General features: G+C 71.1%; 17 protein-coding genes and 1 pseudogene. 7 read left to right on the top strand and 11 right to left on the bottom strand.

Annotation, left to right across the window (positions count from 1 at the left end):
• Positions 1 to 39: 39 nt before the first annotated feature.
• Positions 40 to 315 (bottom strand): annotated as a pseudogene (locus tag ASD93_RS16310) (DedA family protein); the annotation flags it as partial.
• A gap of 287 nt (positions 316 to 602) precedes the next feature.
• Here ASD93_RS16310 and ASD93_RS07880 point away from each other — a divergent pair.
• Positions 603 to 2576 (top strand): glycosyltransferase, encoded by a 1974-nt coding sequence (locus tag ASD93_RS07880; RefSeq protein ID WP_056121115.1) that lies wholly within the window; start codon positions 603 to 605, stop codon positions 2574 to 2576.
• 33 nt (positions 2577 to 2609) lie between these two features.
• Here ASD93_RS07880 and ASD93_RS07875 read toward each other — a convergent pair whose 3' ends face one another.
• Together ASD93_RS07875 and ASD93_RS07870 are read right to left on the bottom strand one after the other, a co-directional pair.
• The gene (locus ASD93_RS07875; protein WP_056121113.1) at positions 2610 to 3293 is read right to left on the bottom strand and encodes a response regulator; all 684 of its coding nucleotides are present in this window, start codon (positions 3291 to 3293) and stop codon (positions 2610 to 2612) included.
• Entirely contained in the window at positions 3290 to 4549 is a 1260-nt protein-coding gene (locus ASD93_RS07870) for an ATP-binding protein (protein WP_056121111.1), read from the bottom strand. Before ASD93_RS07870 ends, ASD93_RS07875 begins: the two co-directional genes overlap by 4 nt.
• Before the next feature lie 181 nt (positions 4550 to 4730).
• On the opposite strand from ASD93_RS07870, the gene ASD93_RS07865 reads away from it, so the two are divergent.
• The gene (locus ASD93_RS07865) at positions 4731 to 6182 is read left to right on the top strand and encodes a cation:dicarboxylate symporter family transporter (RefSeq protein WP_056121110.1); all 1452 of its coding nucleotides are present in this window, start codon (positions 4731 to 4733) and stop codon (positions 6180 to 6182) included.
• A gap of 99 nt (positions 6183 to 6281) precedes the next feature.
• Here ASD93_RS07865 and ASD93_RS07860 read toward each other — a convergent pair whose 3' ends face one another.
• The 3 genes from ASD93_RS07860 to ASD93_RS07850 are packed head-to-tail and all read right to left on the bottom strand — an operon-like array spanning position 6282 to position 7386.
• The gene (locus ASD93_RS07860; RefSeq protein WP_235566914.1) at positions 6282 to 7007 is read right to left on the bottom strand and encodes a YrhK family protein; all 726 of its coding nucleotides are present in this window, start codon (positions 7005 to 7007) and stop codon (positions 6282 to 6284) included.
• Complete coding sequence (locus ASD93_RS07855) at positions 7004 to 7189, bottom strand: hypothetical protein (RefSeq protein WP_056121108.1); 186 nt, start codon at positions 7187 to 7189, stop codon at positions 7004 to 7006. The genes ASD93_RS07860 and ASD93_RS07855 overlap by 4 nt, the downstream gene beginning before the upstream one ends.
• Positions 7190 to 7203: 14 nt before the next feature.
• Complete coding sequence (locus tag ASD93_RS07850) at positions 7204 to 7386, bottom strand: DUF5302 domain-containing protein (protein WP_056121106.1); 183 nt, start codon at positions 7384 to 7386, stop codon at positions 7204 to 7206.
• A gap of 295 nt (positions 7387 to 7681) precedes the next feature.
• Between ASD93_RS07850 and ASD93_RS07845 the strand changes: the two genes are divergently transcribed.
• From ASD93_RS07845 to ASD93_RS07835, 3 genes are all read left to right on the top strand, one after another.
• Entirely contained in the window at positions 7682 to 9964 is a 2283-nt protein-coding gene (locus tag ASD93_RS07845) for a polyribonucleotide nucleotidyltransferase (RefSeq protein ID WP_056121104.1), read from the top strand.
• A gap of 276 nt (positions 9965 to 10240) precedes the next feature.
• The gene (locus tag ASD93_RS07840) at positions 10241 to 11275 is read left to right on the top strand and encodes an aldo/keto reductase (protein WP_056121102.1); all 1035 of its coding nucleotides are present in this window, start codon (positions 10241 to 10243) and stop codon (positions 11273 to 11275) included.
• 92 nt (positions 11276 to 11367) lie between these two features.
• Positions 11368 to 11970 (top strand): histidine phosphatase family protein, encoded by a 603-nt coding sequence (locus tag ASD93_RS07835; RefSeq protein WP_056124178.1) that lies wholly within the window; start codon positions 11368 to 11370, stop codon positions 11968 to 11970.
• Here the strand turns inward: ASD93_RS07835 and ASD93_RS07830 are convergent.
• Entirely contained in the window at positions 11958 to 12452 is a 495-nt protein-coding gene (locus tag ASD93_RS07830; protein WP_056121100.1) for a GNAT family N-acetyltransferase, read from the bottom strand. The genes ASD93_RS07835 and ASD93_RS07830 overlap by 13 nt on opposite strands.
• A 59-nt stretch (positions 12453 to 12511) precedes the next feature.
• Between ASD93_RS07830 and ASD93_RS07825 the strand changes: the two genes are divergently transcribed.
• Positions 12512 to 13327, top strand: a complete 816-nt coding sequence (locus ASD93_RS07825) for a 4-hydroxy-tetrahydrodipicolinate reductase (protein WP_056121098.1) — start codon at positions 12512 to 12514, stop codon at positions 13325 to 13327.
• Positions 13324 to 13773, top strand: coding sequence for a hypothetical protein (locus ASD93_RS07820; protein ID WP_056121096.1), 450 nt, complete (start codon positions 13324 to 13326; stop codon positions 13771 to 13773). The genes ASD93_RS07825 and ASD93_RS07820 overlap by 4 nt, the downstream gene beginning before the upstream one ends.
• A gap of 3 nt (positions 13774 to 13776) precedes the next feature.
• Here the strand turns inward: ASD93_RS07820 and ASD93_RS07815 are convergent, their stop codons facing one another.
• The 4 genes from ASD93_RS07815 to ASD93_RS07800 form a co-directional block, all read right to left on the bottom strand.
• Positions 13777 to 14706, bottom strand: a complete 930-nt coding sequence (locus ASD93_RS07815) for a TIGR01777 family oxidoreductase (protein ID WP_056121094.1) — start codon at positions 14704 to 14706, stop codon at positions 13777 to 13779.
• On the bottom strand, positions 14699 to 15124 hold the full coding sequence (locus ASD93_RS07810) for an OsmC family protein (RefSeq protein ID WP_056121092.1): 426 nt from the start codon (positions 15122 to 15124) through the stop codon (positions 14699 to 14701). Before ASD93_RS07810 ends, ASD93_RS07815 begins: the two co-directional genes overlap by 8 nt.
• Positions 15125 to 15213: 89 nt before the next feature.
• Complete coding sequence (locus ASD93_RS07805; RefSeq protein WP_056121090.1) at positions 15214 to 15756, bottom strand: DUF4395 domain-containing protein; 543 nt, start codon at positions 15754 to 15756, stop codon at positions 15214 to 15216.
• Complete coding sequence (locus ASD93_RS07800; RefSeq protein WP_056121088.1) at positions 15749 to 16186, bottom strand: TlpA family protein disulfide reductase; 438 nt, start codon at positions 16184 to 16186, stop codon at positions 15749 to 15751. The genes ASD93_RS07805 and ASD93_RS07800 overlap by 8 nt, the downstream gene beginning before the upstream one ends.
• Positions 16187 to 16195: the final 9 nt, after the last annotated feature.

Below are 16195 nucleotides of genomic sequence, written 5' to 3'. Positions count from 1 at the left end.
GCCCGCCCACGCCAGTGCGGCGCACGCGGCGATCGCGAGATAGCGGGGTGCCGGGATGCGGCTCGCGCCGGCGGTCAGGTTCACCGCGAGCCGCGCGAACGGGATGAACCGGGCCGTGAAGAGCACGAGCGCCGCGCGGCGCTCGAGACGTGCGCGGGACCATGCGAACGCCGCGCGCGCGCGCGGCGTTCGCATCCACCGCCATCGCTCGAGCCCGATCGTGCGGCCGACCAGGTAGCAGGCCGCATCGCCGATCGTGGCGGCGACCGCTGCGACCGCGACGACCGCTCCAAGCGGCGGCTCGCCCTGGGCCACGGCCAGCGCCCCGAACGCCGTCACGGCCGCCTCGCCCGGCACGACGACGAGGAAGGCGTCCCCGAGCACGAGGGCGAACAGCAGCGGCAGCGCCCAGGGACTCGCGGCGACACCGGTGAGCAGATCCTCGAGCACGTCCCTCTGGGTATCAGGCGGCGGTGAACGGCCGGCGAACGCCCGGCGCCGGAGAGTCGGGGAGGTGACACCCGGGCGTGGATCGGGTGAACACTCGTGCGCACACGCCGGTCTGCGGCATCCGCTCGCTGCCCTGCCCCCACGCTGGAGGCGTGAGAGTCGCACTGCTCGCCGAATCGTTCCTGCCCCACATGAACGGGGTGACGGGGTCCGTGCTCCAGATCCTGCGCCACCTCGCAGCCGAAGGGCACGACACGCTCGTCATCGCCCCCCGAGCCGGAGAGGTCGACGGCGACCTCCACGGTGCCCGCACCGAGCTGCTGCGTTCGGTCCCGCTGCCCGGGTATCCCGACGTGCGGGTGGTGTTCGCCCGTGCCGCCCGTCTCACAGCGATCCTTCGCGACTTCCGCCCCGACGTGATCCACCTGGCGTCGCCGTTCGTGCTGGGATGGCAGGGGCTCGCTGCGGCCGATGCGCTCCGCGTGCCCGCGGTCGCCGTCTACCAGACCGACATCGTGGCCTACGCGCGGAAGTACGGGATGCCCCGCGCCACCTCCCTGGTCGGCCGCCACGTCTCGCGTCTGCATCGACGTGCGACGATCACGCTCGCGCCGTCGTCGCCGGCGATGCGCCAGCTCGAGGAGCTCGGGGTCGACCGGCTCCGTCGCTGGGGTCGCGGCGTCGACAGCGTCCGCTTCGCCCCGCACCGCCGCAGCGAGCGCTGGCGGTCGCAGGTCGCCCCCGGTGAGACCGTCATCGGCTACGTCGGGCGGCTCGCCCCCGAGAAGCAGGTCGAGGATCTCGCCGCGGTCGCGGATCTGCCGGGCACGCGGCTCGTCATCGTGGGTGACGGTCCGTCGCGGCCCGCGCTCGAGCGGATGCTGCCCCGTGCGCTGTTCACCGGCCACCTCGGCGGCGCCGCCCTGGCCGAGACCCTGGCGAGCTTCGACGTCTTCGTGCACCCGGGGGAGAGCGAGACGTTCGGCCAGACGATCCAGGAGGCCCTCGCCAGCGGCGTCCCCGTGGTCGCCACCGGCGTGGGGGGTCCGGTCGATCTGGTGCGCTCGAGCATCGACGGCTGGCTCTACCGCCCCGGCGATCTCAGCGACCTCCGCGCCCGCGTGGCCGACCTGGTCGGCGACGACGCGAAACGGCGCGCGTTCGCGGCCGCCGCGGAGGAGTCCGTGCGGCACCGCACGTGGGACGCGCTGTGCAGCCAGCTCATCGGGCACTACGAAGACGCACGGATGCTGCGTCCCATCGACGACGCGCTGCTCCGGCGGGCTGCGACCCGGCCCTCGGCGCCCCCCGCGGCTCCCGCCGCGCGCCCCCGCTGGTCGCGGTATGTCGCACTGGGCGACTCATTGACCGAGGGACTGTGCGACACGTCGCGGATGCCCGCGGGGCAGCATCGCGGGTGGGCGGACCGGCTCGCGCAGCTTCTCGCCCATGAGGGCTCGGACGCGGAGCCGTTCCGCTATGCGAACCTCGCCGTCCGCAGCCGCCGCGTGCGCGACCTCACCGAGGAGCAGCTGCCTCGCGCCCTCGCGCTGCGCCCCGACCTGGTGTCGATCCTCATAGGCGCCAACGACCTCGTCGGGCGCCCCGTCGACATCGCGGCGCTCGCCGCCGAGGTCGAGACGTCGGTCCGGGCGCTCCGGGATGCCGGCGCCGACGTCCTGCTGGTGACGCCGTTCCTTCCCCGGCGGAGGGCAGCGGTGCTGCTCGGACGGCGATTCGCGGCCTTCGCCTCCGAGCTGAGGCGCGTGGCGGCCGACACGGGCGCGATCCTGCTCGACATGGAGTCGCTGCCCGCGATCGGCGACCTCGAGCTGTGGGCGTCGGATCGCGTGCATCTTCGCTCACGCGGCCACCGTTTCCTCGCCTACCGCGCCGCCGATGCGCTCGGCGTCCCGGACGCCGGGGCCCTGGGCGGCCTCGATGCGGCCCTGCACGTCGACGACGACCCGGTGGCGGAGGGAACGTGGCTGGGGCGCGACGTGCTGCCCTGGGTCTGGCGCCGCCTCCACGGCCGCAAGGCCGGCGACGGCATCGCGGCGAAGCACTCCGGGTACGTCATCATCGGTGGACGCGGCGACGTGCGATCTCGCGCGCGTACTCCGTGAGGCGCAGTCCCGCTCCTCGTGGCCGTGATCGCCTCACGCGCCGTCTCGCCAGACGTACTCCGACTCGGGTCGCCCGGGAGCGCCGTAGCGAGGCGAGCGGATGACGCGGCCCGCCCCGACGAGGTGCTCGAGGTAGCGGCGAGCGGCGACGCGGGACATCCCGAGCCGCGCGGCGGACTCCACGGCCGACACCGGGCCGTGCGCCCGGACATCCGCCGTCACCTTCGCGAGCGTGTCGACCGACAGCCCCTTGGGGAGGGCCACCGGGATCGACGGGCGGAAGGCCCCCAGGAGCGCGTCGATCTCGGATTGGGTCGGGGCGCCTGCTGCCTCCGCCGCCCGCTGACGGTACTCGCGGTACTGCTCGAGCCTCTCGCGGAAGACGCCGAAGGCGAAGGGCTTCACGAGGTACTGCGAGACGCCGAGACTCACCATCTGCCGCACGACGTCGGCGTCCCGCACACCGGTGACCGCGATCACGTCGACGTCGGACGCCCGCGCGCGGATGTGGCGCAGCACGTCGAGGCCGGTGCCGTCGGGCATCGTGACGTCGAGAAGCACGAGGTCGACCTCGCCCGACCCGTCGAGGATCGCGGCGACGGCGGCCCTCGCGCCGGTGCACTCGCCCGTCACACGGAAGCCGTCGAGACGCTCGACATACGACCGGTGCAGCTCGAGGGTCAGCGCGTCGTCGTCGACGAGCAGGACGCCGATCATGCCCGCCTCGCCGGGATCACGGCCGTGAACGTGGTCGGCGCGGAGGCGATCGAGACGCTGCCCCCGGCATCCTCCACGATCGACCTCACCAGGGCCAGCCCCACACCGCGGCCGTCCGTCCCCGCGGGCTTCGTCGAGAACCCGTGCTCGAACACCCGCTCCTGCAGATCCTCCGGGATGCCGGCGCCGCTGTCCGACACGACGATCCTGAGCAGGTCGGTCGTGGCGGGCTCGAATGAGATGTGCACCCAGCGCGGCGGGGCGCCGGCCGCTGCAGCATCCAGCGCGTTGTCGATCAGGTTCCCCACCACGGACACGGCATCCACGGGGGAGAGCACGCTCCGCGGCGCGGACGGATCGATTTCGGCGCTCCACTCGACGCCGCGCTCGCGCGCCTGCGCGGCCTTGCCCAGCAGCAGGGCGCCCACGGTCGGGTCGCCGTCGCGACGCGCGGCGACCTGGTCCACCAGCGCCTGACTCTGCCGGGACGTCTCCGTGAGGATCTCGATCGCCTCCGGAGTGCGTCCGAGCTCGAGCAGCGACACCGCGGTGTGCATGCGATTGCCGTGCTCGTGGGTCTGCGCGCGCAGCGCCTCGCCGAGCGTACGGACGGACTCGTAGGAGGCGACCGCGTCCCGGATGCTTCCGGCGGGGAGATCTCCGGCCAGCCGACGCGTCGTCCGCCGAGCGAGCATCGCGCCGCCGAGCCCGGCGACGAGCACCGCAAGTGCGATCACGACGACGAACGGCAGCCGTGGGAGGAGGTCCGTCGCGATGCTGCCCACCGTCCGGCCGACGGATACCCATCCGACGAGCTCGCCATCGGCCTCGATCGGCGCGATCGTGCGCACCGACGGGCCGAGCGTGCCGGTGAACTCCTCCGTCAGCGGAGCGGGATCCCGCGGAATCGTGCCGAGGTAGGGGCGACCGACTTCCGCAGGGTCCCGATGCGACACGCGGATGCCGTCCGGCGTCATGATCGTCACGAAGTCCACGCCCGCCTCGCTCATGATCGCCTCGGCGTACGACTGGAGGGCCGCCGTGGGATCGTCGCCGGCCAGCGCGTCGGCCACGGCCGGCGTCACCGCGATCGACGTCGCGACACCGCGGGTGACCTCTTCGGCCTCGACGCGCGCGGAGCGCTGCGCATCGACGACGAGGAGCACCGCGAGCACGGCGACCAGGACCACCACGCCCGCGGCGACGGCGACGAACACGAGCGAGGCGGCGCTGACGCGACGGCCGACTGCGGGCATGCGACCTCCTCGTGGCTGTGCTCGCTCCATCCTCGCCGGTCGGAGCCCAATCCGGACCGGTCGAACTGCGACCAATACGACCACAACTCGTCGACGGCGGGAGCCTCCCGCACTCTGGGGGTCACCACCGGCCCGCTCGGGCCCGGCGCACGGACAGCGACTGTCCCCTCAGGAGGCGATGATGGCTCTTTCGACCCGGACGACTTCGTTCACTCTTCCCGGCTTCAACTGGCGCCGCGGCAAGCAGGCATGGGACAAGCACACGTGGCTCTACGTCGCGGTGATCGCCGCGGTGGTGCTGGGCGCTGCCGTCGGACTTCTGTGGCCCGAGGTCGGGCAGGCGATGAGACCGCTCGGCGTCGCGTTCGTCAGCCTCATCAAGATGATGATCGCGCCGATCATCTTCTGCACGATCGTGGTGGGCGTCGGATCGATCGCCAAGGCGGCGACCGTCGGCAAGATCGGCGGGCTTGCGCTCCTGTACTTCATGGTGATGTCGACCTTCGCCCTCGCGATCGGGCTCGTGGTCGGCAACATCCTCCACCCGGGAGAAGGCCTGAACATGGCCAGCGCCACGTACGAGGCCACCGCTGAGGCCAAGACGACCGAGGAGTTCATCCTCGGGATCATTCCCACCACGTTCTTCTCGGCGTTCACGGGGGAGAGCGTGCTCCAGGTGCTGTTCATCGCGCTCCTCGTCGGCTTCGCGCTCCAGCAGATGGGGCCTAAGGGCCAGCCGATCATGAACGCGGTCAAGAACCTGCAGGCGCTGGTGTTCCGCATCCTGGGCATGATCCTGTGGCTGGCGCCGCTCGGCGCGTTCGGCGCGATCGCCGCGGTGGTGGGCGACACCGGGATCGCCGCGATCTGGAGCCTCGGCCTGCTCATGGTCGCGTTCTACATCACGTGCATCGTGTTCATCGTCGGAATCCTCGGCACGCTGCTCTACGCCGTGACGCGCGTGAGCATCTTCAGCCTCGTGAAGTACCTCGCCCGCGAGTACCTGCTGATCGTCGGCACGTCCTCCTCCGAGTCGGCGCTGCCCCGCCTGATCGCGAAGATGGAGCATCTCGGCGTCTCCAAGCCCGTCGTGGGCATCACGGTGCCGACTGGCTACTCGTTCAACCTCGACGGCACGGCGATCTACCTGACGATGGCCTCGCTCTTCATCGCCAGCGGAATGGGCGCGCCGATGTCGATTCCCGAGCAGATCGGCCTGCTGGTCTTCATGATCATCGCGTCGAAGGGCGCCGCGGGCGTCACAGGCGCCGGGCTCGCGACGCTCGCCGGTGGACTCCAGGCCTATCGCCCCGACCTCGTCAATGGCGTCGGCGTCATCGTCGGAATCGACCGCTTCATGTCGGAGGGTCGCGCACTCACGAACTTCACCGGCAACGCGGTCGCGACCGTGCTCATCGGGTCGTGGACGAAGGAGTTCGACGCGGATCGTGCCCGTCGGGTGCTCGCCGGCGAGCTGCCGTTCGACGAGAACACGCTGTCGGGCGACGACCACGACGGGATGTCCGACTCGCCCGACGCCGTCGGGATCCAGGGGCTCGAGGAAGCCGCCGTCGCCGAGGCCGATGCCAAGGCGCAGCGTGCGCGGGACCGCGAGACTCAGCTCAGCCGCTGATCCTCGCGCATCCGCGCCCCCTCGCCACCGCGTCGGGGCGCGGACCCGTGTGCGGACGGCCGGAGCGCCGACGTGCACTGCGCGCGGTCGGCGGCGGGATCAGGTCGCCGGGTGACGGCGGAGGCGGCGGAGCAGCGCGCCGCGATGGATGGTCCGGCGGGACAGGACGGCGGCCGTGAAGAAGCAGACGGCTCCGACGGCGGTGCCGGTGTTCGTCCACTGCACGCTGACCAGGTCTCCCGTGGCCGGGACCACGAAGGCGGCGATCGCCGAGACCATGAACGCCACCGACCCGAGCATGTTGAGCCCGGTGCCGTGCCAGGTGCGGGCGTCTCGATCCCACAGTCGCTCACGCCCGCGGGTCGCCTCGATCGCGAGGAAGCTCGACACGAGGAACGCGATCGATCCCCAGAAGTCGGGGCGCCAGCCGGCGCCCACCATATCCGGTCGGGCGATCGCCGCGATCAGGGCTACCGCGGTGGAGACGTTGAACGCCAGCGTCCCGGCGAACTGGATTGCCGCTGACCACCAGTCCGCCCGATCGGGTCGGTTCGTGTGCTGCCGCGGCGGACGGCGGCCACTCAGAAGCAGCTGGATCAGCGCGGCGGCGGTGAAGAAGATCGAGCCGACGAAGAAAGTGACGTTCGTCCATACGGCGCCGGCCCAGTCCGCGTAGAACGGGAGTGCGCCGGCCAGGAAGCAGAGCGACCCGATGGCGAATCCCCACGCCTCGCGACGAAGTCGCCGCACGCGGGCGGGCGCCGTGCTCGAGGCGTTGCTCACGGTCCCGGCACCCTCCCAGGGCCGGGATGCGCCATCGCTCACGCCCCGGAGTCGATCTCGCCGGACTCGATGGCCGCTTCGCGCTCCTCGAGGTCGAGCTCGTCCATCTGGTCCTCGACGGACTCCATCGGATCGAGAGTCGCCGGAGGCAGCTCGAACTCCACCTCGTCGTCGAGCGGCACGTCACGCTCGTCGTCGGGGTTCCGCTCGCGGAAGTCGCTCATGCCGGCCTCGATCGTCAGCCGCTCTTGCGGCGGAACTCCCGCTTCGTCACGGCGCCGTGCGTGCCGTGCACGGACGAGTCGCCGTCCATGTGCGCCTCGCCCTCGCGGTGCTGGGAGTTCTTCTTGTCGAGTGCTTCCTTGAACTTGCGCTTCATCTCATCGGATGCCGCGCCCGCCGGCTTCTCGTCGGTGCTCATGTCTCCACCCTAGCCGCCCCCGATCCGTCGATGGAGGGCCGTCACTGGTAGGATCGCAAAGGTTGCCCTGAGGCATCCGCTCAATTCAACATGAGCTCACGGAGCAGGCCGGCAGCTAGCTGGTCCCCTGTGGTGGTCTCCTCGTCGCGTTCGCGCCGGGTGGATTTCTACTGGTGGCCAGTGCTGGCGCACATCCGCGGCTACCGCCGCGCGCCGAGATCTGCCTGTTCCTGCTCCTTCGAAGTGCTCGCGCATCACACGGATCCGCGAGTCTAAACAAAGAAGGAGAGACCTCTTGGAAGGTCCTGAAATCACCGCCGCCGAAGCCGTCCTCGACAACGGACGCTTCGGCACCCGCACCGTCCGGTTCGAGACCGGACGACTCGCCCAGCAGGCGCAGGGCGCTGTCGCCGCCTACCTCGACGAGGAGACGATGCTCCTGTCGGCCACCAGCGCCGGCAAGTCGCCCCGCGAGGGCTTCGACTTCTTCCCGCTGACCGTCGACGTCGAAGAGCGCTCGTACGCGGCGGGCAAGATCCCCGGCTCGTTCTTCCGTCGCGAGGGTCGTCCCTCGACGGAGGCGATCCTCGTCTGCCGTCTCATCGACCGCCCGCTGCGCCCGTCGTTCGTCGACGGTCTTCGCAACGAGGTGCAGATCGTCGTCACGGTCCTCTCGATCGCGCCCGGCGAGTTCTACGACGCGCTCGCGATCAACGCCGCGTCGCTGTCGACCCAGATCTCCGGTCTGCCGTTCTCCGGCCCGATCGCCGGCGTGCGCCTCGCGCTCATCCCCGGCCACGGTGAGAACGCCGACCAGTGGATCGCCTTCCCGACCGTGACCCAGCTCGAGGAGGCCGTCTTCGACCTGATCGTCGCCGGCCGCGTCCTGCCCGACGGCGACGTCGCGATCATGATGGTCGAGGCCGAGGCCACCGAGCACAGCTGGAACCTCATCAAGGCCGGCGCCGTCAAGCCCAGCGAAGAGATCGTCTCGCAGGGTCTCGAGGCATCCAAGCCCTTCATCAAGCAGCTTGTAGAGGCGCAGAACGCCGTCGCGAGCACCGCTGCGAAGGAGGTCAAGGAGTTCCCCGTCTTCCTGCCCTACAGCCAGGAGACCTACGACTTCGTCGCCGGTCGCGCTTACGACAAGCTCGTCCCGATCTACCAGATCGCCGACAAGCAGGATCGTCAGAACGCCGATGACGAGCTCAAGGGTGCCGTGAAGGCCGAGCTCCTCGCCGCAGTCGAGTCGGGCGAGCTGCCCGCCGTCGCGACGCTGGAGTTCAGCGCCGCATACAAGTCGGTGACGAAGACGATCGTCCGCGGACGCATCCTCGCCGAGGGTGTCCGCATGGACGGTCGCGGCCTGGCCGACATCCGTCCGCTCGACGCCGAGGTGCAGGTCATCCCGCGCGTCCACGGGTCGGCGATCTTCCAGCGCGGCGAGACCCAGATCCTGGGTGTCACCACGCTCAACATGCTCAAGATGGAGCAGCAGATCGACTCGCTGTCGCCCGTCACCAGCAAGCGCTACATGCACCATTACAACTTCCCGCCCTACTCGACCGGTGAGACCGGCCGAGTCGGCAGCCCCAAGCGTCGCGAGATCGGGCACGGCTTCCTCGCCGAGCGCGCGCTCGTGCCGGTGCTGCCCAGCCGCGAGGAGTTCCCCTACGCGATCCGTCAGGTCTCCGAGGCGCTGGGCTCCAACGGCTCGACGTCCATGGGCTCGGTCTGCGCGTCGACCCTGTCGCTGCTCAACGCCGGTGTGCCGCTGCGCGCGCCGGTCGCGGGCATCGCGATGGGCCTCGTCACGGACCAGGTCGACGGCCAGACCCGCTACGCGGCGCTGACCGACATCCTCGGCGCCGAGGACGCGCTGGGCGACATGGACTTCAAGGTCGCCGGCACGAGCGAGTTCGTCACGGCGATCCAGCTCGACACGAAGCTCGACGGCATCCCGTCGTCGGTGCTCGCGGCCGCGCTGACCCAGGCCAAGGAGGCCCGCCTCACCATCCTCGGCGTGCTCAACGCCGCGATCGACGGCCCGGACGAGATGGCGCCCACCGCGCCGCGCGTGATCAGCGTGCAGATCCCGGTCGACAAGATCGGCGAGCTCATCGGGCCCAAGGGCAAGACGATCAACGCCATCCAGGATGAGACCGGCGCGCAGATCTCCATCGAGGAGGACGGCACCGTCTACATCGGCGCCACCGACGGCGCGTCGGCCGAGGCCGCCCGCGCCCAGGTCAACGCGATCGCCAACCCGACCAACCCCGAGGTGGGTGAGCAGTTCCTCGGCACGGTCGTGAAGATCGCGACGTTCGGTGCGTTCATCTCGCTCCTTCCCGGCAAGGACGGCCTGCTGCACGTCAGCGAGGTCCGCAAGCTCGCGGGCGGAAAGCGCGTGGAGAACGTCGAGGACGTGCTCGGCGTCGGCCAGAAGATCCTCGTCAAGATCACGAAGATCGACGACCGCGGCAAGCTGTCGCTCGAGCCGGTGCTCGAGGAGGCGGCGGACCAGGAAGGCTCCGCGGCCGCGAGCGAAGGCCCGGGAGACGCTCCCGCCGAGGGCTGATCGCCCGACGCAGTGTCCGGATGCCCGTCCCCTCCTTTCGCGGAGGGGGCGGGCATCCGTCGTCTCACGTGGTGGCGCGCGATCGGTCCGCCGAATGGGGGACACGAGGGAGAGGCGAGCCGCCACGTGATGAAAGCGTTATGCAATGTTTACCGGTTGTACGCGTCAATGGCCGGGCTCATGTCCGGACTGGCCTACCCTCATAGGTACGTGCCGGGGGGTGCGGAACAGGCGATCACGAAGACACCTGCGGGAGTCGTCGTGAGGGGGTGACACATGGCTTTCTTCGGCGTTGGATCGACGCTCTCTTCGCAGAGCGCTCAAGCCGGTGCACCGCTGGGCGTGCATCCATCGGCCCCGATTCCCGTGCAGGGACCGTCGATCGGCACCAATGTGCGTGTCGCCCTCGGCGAGAGCGGCTTCGACGTGTTCCCGCTCATCCTGGGCGGAGCGGAGTTCGGCTGGAACGTCGATCTCGAGTCCAGTCACGCCATCCTCGACGCCTACGCCGAGCTCGGCGGCAACGCCGTGCACACGTCCGACAGCTACTCCTCGGGCCGCAGTGAGCACATCATCGGCCAGTGGATCCACTCGCGCGGCCTGCGCGACGAGGTGGTCCTCGCTGTGCGAATCGGCGGTCATGCCGACAACCCCGGACTCGGATCGGTCAACCTGATCCGCGCCGTGGAGGCATCGCTCACGCGGCTGCGCACCGACCGCATCGATGTGCTCTTCCTCGACGCGACGACCGACGCGACGTCGGCCCTCGAAGACACCCTCGCCACCGCGGAGTGGCTGGTCGAGACCGGAAAGGTCCGGGCGATCGGCGCGGTGGGCTACACGCCCGCGCAGCTGGTGGAAGCCCGCATCTACTCGTCGGCCGGCTTCCCGCGCATCACCGTGCTCGACGTGCCGTTCAACGTGCTGCGCCGTCACGAGTTCGACTCCGATCTGCGCCTCGTCGCGGGGGCGCAGGGCATGGCGGTCACGCCGTCGCACGCGCTCGAACACGGCTTCCTCGCGGGTCGGCAGCGCACGCGGCAGCGGGGAACGCTCTCCGTGCGCGGCGCTCAGCTCGCAGCCAATCTGAACCGGCGGGGGAGTCGCACCCTGCGTGCGCTGGACGCCGTCGGCAGCGAGCTGGGGGTGCCCGACGCCGCCGTCGCGCTCGGGTGGCTGCTCGCTCAGAGGCTCGTCACGGCGCCCATCGTGAACGCCTACGCGCCGGAGCACGTCGAAGAGCTCGTGCAGGGTGTGGGCGTGCGCCTGAGTCGCGCGCAGCTGGCCGACATCGCCCGCGCCGCCGAGTAGCACGCCGACACGTCGACGGGCCGTGATCGTTTCGTGACGTAGGCTGAATGAGTGTCCCGTCGGGGCACGCGACCCCCGACGGAGTGAGCTGCGTGACGCACTACATCTACCTCGTGCGGCATGGTGAGCACCAGGATGCCGAGCACGGCCTCGTCGACGGACCCCTGTCGCCGCGGGGCCGCCGCCAGGCAGCACTCCTCGCCGATCGTCTGTCGGGCGTGCCGTTCGACGCCGTCTGGCACTCGCCGCTGGAGCGAGCGAGCCAGACCGCCCGCGCGGTGCAGGAGCGGATGCCCTCACTCCGGCCCGAGCCCTCGGCACTCCTCTTCGACTGCGTGCCGACGGGGATGACCGTCGAGACCCCCTCCGCCTTCGAGCCCTTCTTCGGCTCCGTCACGGAAGCCGAGGTCGAGGCCGGCCGGGCTCAGATGGCCGACGCTGTCAGCGAGTACCTCGCCCGCAAGCGCGGCGAGGTCCACGAGCTCATCATCACGCACAACTTCGTGATCGCGTGGTTCGTGCGCGAGGTGCTGCAGGCGCCGGAGTGGCGCTGGATGACCCTCAACCAGGCGCACTGCGGCCTCACCGTGATCGCGCAGAAGCAGGGCCGCCCGTGGACCCTGCTGTCGCACAACGACCTCGCGCATCTCCCGGTGGAGCTGCGCACCGGGCTCCCCGAGGTCTATCCGGTCTGAGCGCCCTCACCGAGCGCCTTCCCGTACCAGCGGGATGCGTTCGGATTGTCGTTGTACGGCTCGATCGCGACGAAGCCCGAGCGCGCGTAGAGCGCACCGGCAGCCTCGAGCGAGTGGTGCGTGTCGAGGACGAGCTCGCGAGCACCGAGCTTGCGTGCGCGCTCCTCGAGGCCGTCGAGCAGCATCCGTCCCCAGCCGCGGCCGCGGGTCTCTGGACGCAGGTAGAGGTGCTTCACCTCGTAGCGGGTGCCGTGCCCGCCGTCCGCGATGTGACGGATGCCTCCGCAGCCCACGGCGCGGCCCTCGTCGTCGTGGACCATGAGGAACACTCCGGCAGGGGGGACGAACGCGGCCGGCAGCGGGAATGTCGTCGTGTACGCAACGTTCTGATCGGCGAATCCGGCGGTGCGCGCCTGGAAGTACTCGGCGAGGAGCTCATGCGCCGCGGGGGCATCGACGGGGGATTCGCGAAGTGCTGCCACGTCATCCAGCGTAGGCGGCGCAACGGGTCGGGAGTGCCGTCGCGCCTAGGATGGAGCGCATGACGACGCGCGTGGCCATCGTGGGAGGCACCGGCAAACTCGGCGGGATCATCCGCGAGGTGGTCGAGCACGAAGACGGGTTCGAGGTGGCCGCCGTGCTGACGTCGCGCTCCGAGTTCGCCGAGCTCGACGGCGCCGATCTCGTCATCGATGCCTCGGTCCCCGCGGTGTCGATCGACGTCGTGCGCGCCGCCGTGGAGCGCGGCATCAACGTGCTCGTCGGGACGTCCGGCTGGTCGGCGGAGCGCATCGCACTCGTGCGCCCGCTCGTCGAGGCCGCCGGGACCGGCGCCGTCTTCATCCCGAACTTCTCGCTCGGCTCCGTGATCGGCTCGGCTCTCGCCGCGGCCGCCGCGCCGTTCTTCCCGTCCGTCGAGATCGTCGAGGCGCACCGCGAGACCAAGATCGACTCGCCCAGCGGCACCGCCGTGCGCACCGCGGAGCTCATCGCCGCGGCCCGCGCCGGCGTCGGGCCGGTCGAATCGCCCCATGTCGACCAGCGCGCCCGCGGCCAGCAGGTCGCCAGTGTGCCGATCCACTCGCTGCGGCGCCCCGGCGTGATGGCCCGTCAGGAGACGATCCTCGCGGGCGCCGGCGAATCTCTCACGATCGTCCACGACACCGTCGAGCCTGCGCTCGCGTACGGTCCCGGCATCCGTCTCGCCCTGGCGGCCGCGAAGGACGCCACCGGTGTCATCGTGGGACTCGACAGCTTCCTCGACATCGGGCTGCGATCCCCGGGCGCCGCTGTCGCCGAGACTCCGGTCGACGAGGGCGGCGTGCCCGGACAGGTCGCGAGGGCCACCGGCGCATGAACGCGCGCATCGGCGTCGCCGTCATGGCGGTGCTCCTGGCTCTGTATGTCGCGCTCGTGGCACAGCGGGCGTGGCTGCTGCTCGTGAGCGGCGATCCGGTGGGGGTGCTGATGGGTGTCGCGCTCGTCGTCCTGCCCGTCATCGCGGTGTGGGCGCTCGGCAGGGAGATCTGGTTCGGGGTGCGCGCGGAGCAGCTCGCCCGGCGGCTGCAGTCGGAGGACGCCCTGCCCACCGAAGAGGTCGAGGTGCGACCGAGCGGACGCGCGGTGCGGTCCGAGGCCGATGCGCTCTTCCCCGCCTACCGCGCCGACGTCGAGGCCCGCCCCGAGGACTGGCGCGCGTGGTATCGGCTCGGACTCGCGTACGACGCGTCCGGCGACCGGCGTCGAGCCCGCGAGGCGGTGCGCCGCGCGATCCGCCTGGAGAGCGCCGAGCGCCGGGCCTGACCGTCAGTCCGCCGCGGGAACGGCTGCGGCGACGGCATCCTCGACCGTGCGGTGCTCGAACGTGAACCCGGATGCCTCGAGCACGGCGGGTGCGACGTCAGCGTCCGTGGTCAGCAGCGCCTCGGTGGCGTCCGAGCCCAGCACCGCGCGCAGCGCCCACGTCGGCGCCCGCAGCAGGAACGGGCGATTTCGTCGCACCGCGAGGGCGAAGCCGAGGTCGTTGGCCGTCGCGCGGGTGGGCCCCGTGAGGTTCACCGGTCCGGTGAGTCCCGCGTCGATGACGTGGCGGATGGCCCGCACCGCGTCGTCCAGCGAGATCCACGGCCACGCCTGCGTCCCGCGTCCGATCGGCCCGCTCACGCCGAGGTCCGTGAGAAGCATGAGCGGCTTGAGCACGCCGTCCCGGTGCACGACGGGCGCCGTGCGGAGCACCGAGACCCGTGCGTCGTCACCGGCCGCGTGCGCCGCCGCCTCCCATTCGCCGCACAGGTCGGCCAGGAACGTCTCCCCACGCGGCGAGGTCTCGTCCAGGCGCCTCCCCGGCGCCGAGCCGTAGAAGCCGACGGCCGACGCGGAGACGAAGGCGGGAGCATCCGTCCCCAGCTCCCGCACGGCGCGCGAGATCGCCAGCGTGGGGGTCACCCGCGACCAGAGGAGCGTGTTGCGGTACTTCGGCGTCCAGGGGAAGCGCCCGATGCTCGCGCCGTTGAGCCCGACCACCGCTTCGGCGCCGGCCAGCACGCTCGGGTCGAGGGGCGCGGCATCGGTGAGCCACTCGACCTCGTCCGCCGCGACGGGCGCGTGACGCACGAGGCGAGTCACCTCGATGTCGTCGGCGCGAAGGCTCCGGACGAGCGCGGAACCGATCAGGCCCGACGCGCCCGCGACCACCACCCGGCGTGCGCCGGATCGCGGAGCCGCAGCATCAGGCAAGCGTCGCCTCGAGCGTGATGTCGATGCCGGCCAGCGCCTGCGAGACCGGGCAGCCGGCCTTCGCCTCCTGGGCGAGCCGCTCGAAGTCCTCGGGCTCGAGGCCCGGTACGACGGCGTTGACGTTGAGGTGGCTGCCGGTGATGCCGGTCCCCGGCTTGAAGGTGACGGATGCCGTCGTGTCGATCGACTCCGGCGGGGTGCCGTTCTCGGCAAGGGCGAGCGAGAAGGCCATGCTGAAGCACGATGCGTGGGCAGCCGCGATGAGCTCTTCGGGAGTGGTGGTGCTGGTCGACCCCTCGCTGCGGGCCTTCCAGTTCACGTCGAAGGTCCCCAGGCCCGAGGACACGAAAGTCACCTCGCCCGATCCGTCGAAGAGGCCGCCCTTCCAGGCGGTGGTGGCTTCGCTCGTGACCGTCATGGGTGCCTCCTGTCGCTGCGCCCGACGACCGGGCGTCTCGCGGTCAGCCTAACGGCGGCGGTGGTGCCGCGCGACGGGTTGACAGCCGGTCAGACCGACGCCGGACGGGCGCGGCCGACCACGCCCACCCGCTGCAGCAGCAGGTACAGCTGGCAGCCGAGGCACAGCCCGAACGCGGCATTGAGGAATGCCGCGACGAACGCCATCGCGGCCGCGATCGTGAGCGCCCACGGCACGCCGAACAGCTGGAGGACGAGGCCGATCGCCGCCACGAACAGGCCGACGCCCTGCGCGAAGCGCGGGGGGCGAGGGTCCTCGAGCTCGGTCGGGGCCGCCAGTCGCGGCGCCACGAACGTGCGGAAGAGCGCGGCCCACGGCGCGGTGCGGGGCGAGAGCACACCCCACAGGAAGAGGAGCGCGATCGCGAGCAGGAGGAGGAACGCCGGGTCGAGTGCGCGTTCGGCAAGGGACGCCGTCGCCACCGCCCAGCCGGACGCGGTGTAGGCGGTCGAGAGCCCGGTGAGCCCGAGGAACACGTCGATCAGGAGCAGCAGCGCCGTGATCCCGGCCACGAACCGGGGACCTCGGGGGTCGATGCCGCGCGGGGCGGGAGCATCCGCGTCTCTAGACATTGGCGTCCTCCGAAATCAGGCGGTTCAGTTCGAGTTCGAGCACCTCACGGCTCGGGGCGCCGCCGAAGCGGGTCTGGACCACGCCGTCGCGGTCGAGCACGAGTGTCGTGGGCGTCTGGAGCACGTGGAAGTGCCGGGCGATGTCGGGTCGATGGGTGAGATCGACGTCGAGGTGCCGCACGCCCTCGTGGGCGTCGGCGATGGACGCGAGGGTGCGGTGCACCCCGGGGCACCGCGCGCACAGCTCGGTGCTGAACTGCAGCAGTGTGGCGACTTCGCCGAGTCCGTCCGCGCCCAGACGCCCGGGCTCGACGACCTCGTGCGGCACGTGACGCCGCGGCCGGGACTGCGCGTAGCGCAGGTAGGCGCCGATGCCGATCGTCACCGCCAGAAGGACGGCGATGGCGACGAGCGCGGCGACGAGGTTCACAACTGATCA

The organism is Microbacterium sp. Root180 (assembly GCF_001428485.1).
Lineage (GTDB): Bacteria > Actinomycetota > Actinomycetes > Actinomycetales > Microbacteriaceae > Microbacterium.
The sequence above is the reverse complement of the archived record's forward strand: the minus strand, read 5'-3'. Positions and strand labels throughout refer to the sequence as shown.

Excerpts from the sequence above, each read along its gene's own strand:
- ASD93_RS07875 (WP_056121113.1), bottom strand. The coding sequence starts at position 3,293 with ATGATCGGCGTCCTGCTCGTCGACGACGACGCGCTGACCCTCGAGCTG.
- ASD93_RS07870 (WP_056121111.1), bottom strand. The coding sequence starts at position 4,549 with ATGCCCGCAGTCGGCCGTCGCGTCAGCGCCGCCTCGCTCGTGTTCGTC.
- ASD93_RS07865 (WP_056121110.1), top strand. The coding sequence starts at position 4,731 with ATGGCTCTTTCGACCCGGACGACTTCGTTCACTCTTCCCGGCTTCAAC.
- ASD93_RS07855 (WP_056121108.1), bottom strand. The coding sequence starts at position 7,189 with ATGAGCGACTTCCGCGAGCGGAACCCCGACGACGAGCGTGACGTGCCG.
- ASD93_RS07850 (WP_056121106.1), bottom strand. The coding sequence starts at position 7,386 with ATGAGCACCGACGAGAAGCCGGCGGGCGCGGCATCCGATGAGATGAAG.
- ASD93_RS07840 (WP_056121102.1), top strand. The coding sequence starts at position 10,241 with ATGGCTTTCTTCGGCGTTGGATCGACGCTCTCTTCGCAGAGCGCTCAA.
- ASD93_RS07825 (WP_056121098.1), top strand. The coding sequence starts at position 12,512 with ATGACGACGCGCGTGGCCATCGTGGGAGGCACCGGCAAACTCGGCGGG.
- ASD93_RS07820 (WP_056121096.1), top strand. The coding sequence starts at position 13,324 with ATGAACGCGCGCATCGGCGTCGCCGTCATGGCGGTGCTCCTGGCTCTG.
- ASD93_RS07810 (WP_056121092.1), bottom strand. The coding sequence starts at position 15,124 with ATGACGGTCACGAGCGAAGCCACCACCGCCTGGAAGGGCGGCCTCTTC.
- ASD93_RS07805 (WP_056121090.1), bottom strand. The coding sequence starts at position 15,756 with ATGTCTAGAGACGCGGATGCTCCCGCCCCGCGCGGCATCGACCCCCGA.